This window comes from Acidaminococcus hominis (assembly GCF_900291475.1).
Classification (GTDB): domain Bacteria; phylum Bacillota; class Negativicutes; order Acidaminococcales; family Acidaminococcaceae; genus Acidaminococcus; species Acidaminococcus hominis.
The window spans coordinates 1-2,877 of the sequence record NZ_OLMM01000014.1 but is presented as its reverse complement, the minus strand read 5'-3'; the positions used below and the strand labels follow the sequence as shown (position 1 = coordinate 2,877).

4 protein-coding genes are annotated in these 2,877 nt (G+C 52.0%); all 4 read right to left on the bottom strand.

The window, feature by feature from the left end:
- On the bottom strand, positions 1-574 hold a 574-nt coding region (locus tag C7E10_RS11845; protein ID WP_105327522.1), incomplete at its 3' end, for a 5-oxoprolinase subunit B family protein.
- A gap of 15 nt (positions 575-589) precedes the next feature.
- Positions 590-1,780, bottom strand: a complete 1,191-nt coding sequence (locus C7E10_RS11840) for an NRAMP family divalent metal transporter (RefSeq protein WP_105327521.1) — start codon at positions 1,778-1,780, stop codon at positions 590-592.
- 51 nt (positions 1,781-1,831) lie between these two features.
- Positions 1,832-2,620 (bottom strand): putative hydro-lyase, encoded by a 789-nt coding sequence (locus C7E10_RS11835; protein WP_231087081.1) that lies wholly within the window; start codon positions 2,618-2,620, stop codon positions 1,832-1,834.
- A gap of 27 nt (positions 2,621-2,647) precedes the next feature.
- The coding region (locus C7E10_RS11830; RefSeq protein WP_200820233.1) for a LamB/YcsF family protein at positions 2,648-2,877 on the bottom strand (230 nt) is incomplete at its 5' end.

Below are 2,877 nucleotides of genomic sequence, written 5' to 3'. Positions count from 1 at the left end.
TACCGGCAATACCTACTGTCCCTTTGGGAATTACCAGTCTGGGCGTATCTCGGCGAGGGGTGGCAATGGCTTCCGGCAATCCCCCAATGTAGGGGAAACCGGGAGCAAAACCAATCATGTACACCAGGTAGTCACCGCTGGTATGGATTTTCACCACTTCGTCCGGCGTCATATGGTGGTATTCCGCCACATAGTCCAGGTCCGGCCCGAATTCCCCGCCGTAGCAGACAGGAATCCGCACCTTTTCGGTTTCTCCGCTGGTCGTCAGCACCAGCTGGTCCAATAAATTCCGTACCCATTTGGCAGCCTCCCGAAAGCCCTTGGACAGCACCGGGTCTTCCGGCAGGTCTGATTGGGAAGCCAGCACCAGAGGATTATAAAAAATAGTCACGCCCGTATAGGACGCTTCAAACTCATAAATACCTGGAAAGGGATTCTCTTCCAGGGCTTGGGTCAAGGCCCGGGAGCAGTTCAGCAACTCCGGGGCAATCACATCCCCAAAAGAAACCATCAAGGCAGCTTCCCCCACCGGGAGAATTTTTGCCGCTGCCAAAAATTCTTCAGCCTTGGTCATAACCGTACGGCCTCCTTATTTAAACAGGGTAGGAAACATCTTCAGCACCGTATTGGCAGCCATGTACAACATCACCAAAAATACCAACCAGCCAGAAACAATCAAAACCTTGGGGTGCTGATAATTTCCCACAATTTTCTTGTTCCGGGCAGCCAAAAGCAGGGAGCCCAAAACGATAGGCAGGATCAGCCCGTTCAGGGCGCCTACCACCACCAATACCGTTACCGGACGGCCAATGAAAGCAAAAATGGCAGCAGAGAAAACGATAAAGGCAATAATCAAATACCGGTAGTTCCGGTTCAGGGATTCACTGAAGGTACGAATGAAAGAAACTGACGTATAAGCGCAGCCAATTACAGAAGTAATGGCAGCGGACCACATGACAATACCAAAGATTTTATAGCCCACATCCCCTACCGCCAGTTGGAATACGGAAGCCGGGGGATTGGCAGGATCCAGTTTGAAGCCGTGGCTGATAACCCCCAAGGCTGCCAGAAACAGAAAAATCCGCATCAGGCTGGTAATACCGATACCCATAAGAGAGCTCCGGTTCACTTCCGGCAGGTTTTCTTCCCCGCAGATGCCTGCGTCCAGCAGACGATGGCCGCCAGAGAAAGTAATATAGCCGCCTACACTGCCCCCTACCAGGGTTACAATAGCCATCAGGTCAATATGGCTGGGAGCAAAGGTTTCCTTAATAGCTTCCCCTACAGGAGGGTTGGAAATCACCGCCACATAAATGGTCAGGAGTACCATCACGGCCCCAGCAATTTGGGCAAACTTGTCCATCAAATTCCCGGCTTCTTTGCTCAGGAAGATGAAGATGGCCAAAGCACCGCTAATGAGAGCACCTGCGATAGGACTGATGCCAAAGAGCACGTTAAGCCCCAGCCCTGCACCCCCCAGATTGCCGATGTTAAAAGCCAGACCGCCGGCAACCACCAGGGCAGAAACAAAGTACCCCAGGCCTGGGAACACCATATTGGCAATATCCTGTCCAGGTTTTTTGGCTACGGCAATAATGCGCCAGGCATTCAGCTGGGCAATGGCATCAATGATGATCATGGCCAGGATGGCAAAGCCGAAGCTGGCTCCCAATTGGCCGGTAAAAACGGTGGTCTGGGTCAAAAAGCCCGGTCCAATGGCCGAAGTGGCCATCAGAAACGCTGCCCCCAGCAATACGCTCAGGTTAGATTCTTTTTTCATGGTAAGTTCCCCTCATTTGGTCTTGTCTGATCTCTCTATTTTTCTTTATTTTTATAAAATGCTCAAATCAGCGTTCAATACATCCGTAATGAACATGTGGCCCGGTGCATGGGTAATCATGAAATCGGGCTTTACAGCCATGGCTACGGCCTGGGGGGTTACCCCGCAGGGCCAGAACACCGGTACTTCCCCTTCGTATATGGTAGAAGGATCACCGAAATCCGGTTTGGCAATATCCTTGATGCCAATGGCTGCCGGGTCTCCAAAATGGATGGGCGCCCCATGAACATTGGGCATCCGGCTGGTAACCTGAATGGCCCGGATGGCTGCCTTGGGCGTCATGGGCCGCATAGAAACTACCATAGGGCCATGGAACACGCCGGCTGGGGTGCAGGGAATATTGGTAATGTACATGGGCACGTTATGGTCTTCCGTAATATGCCGTACATCCAGGCCTGCATCCAGCATGGGACCTTCGAAGGAAAAGCTGCAGCCCAGCAGGAAGGCCACCAAGTCATCCCGCCAATATCCATCCAGATTGGTAACTTCAGCTGCCAGCTGCCCTTTCTTGTAAATCCGGTACTTGGGAATGTCATACCGCAGATCCGCTCCCGGAGCCACCGCTTTGGGTTCCGGACTGCCCACTTCCGTTACGTCCAAAACGGGACAGGGCTTGGGATTGCGGGTAGTAAACAGCAGAAAATCAAAAGCCAGTTCTTTGGGCAGGATTACCAGGTTGGCTTGGGCATACCCCTTGCACATGCCGCTGGTAAAATAGTCAATCTTGCCTTCCCGAATCAATTGGCGAACTGCTTGGGGTTTCATGGCACTATAGTCCATTGTCATCCTTCCTTTCCGTATGGGAACTTATCTCAGGAACGTACCAGCAGCGGCAATTTCTACGCCATTCTCAGCCAATGCCTTACGGATTTTCTGGGTGAACTGCAGCGCTTTTGGTCCATCTCCATGAACACAAATGGTATCAGCCTTTACAGGAATCACCTTGCCGCTAAGGGTGGTTACCTTCTTATCCAGTACCATGGACAGCACCTGGGCAATGGATTTGTCTTCATCGGTAATCATGGCACCGGGCTGGG

Excerpts from the sequence above, each read along its gene's own strand:
- C7E10_RS11840 (WP_105327521.1), bottom strand. The coding sequence starts at position 1,780 with ATGAAAAAAGAATCTAACCTGAGCGTATTGCTGGGGGCAGCGTTTCTG.
- C7E10_RS11835 (WP_231087081.1), bottom strand. The coding sequence starts at position 2,620 with ATGGACTATAGTGCCATGAAACCCCAAGCAGTTCGCCAATTGATTCGG.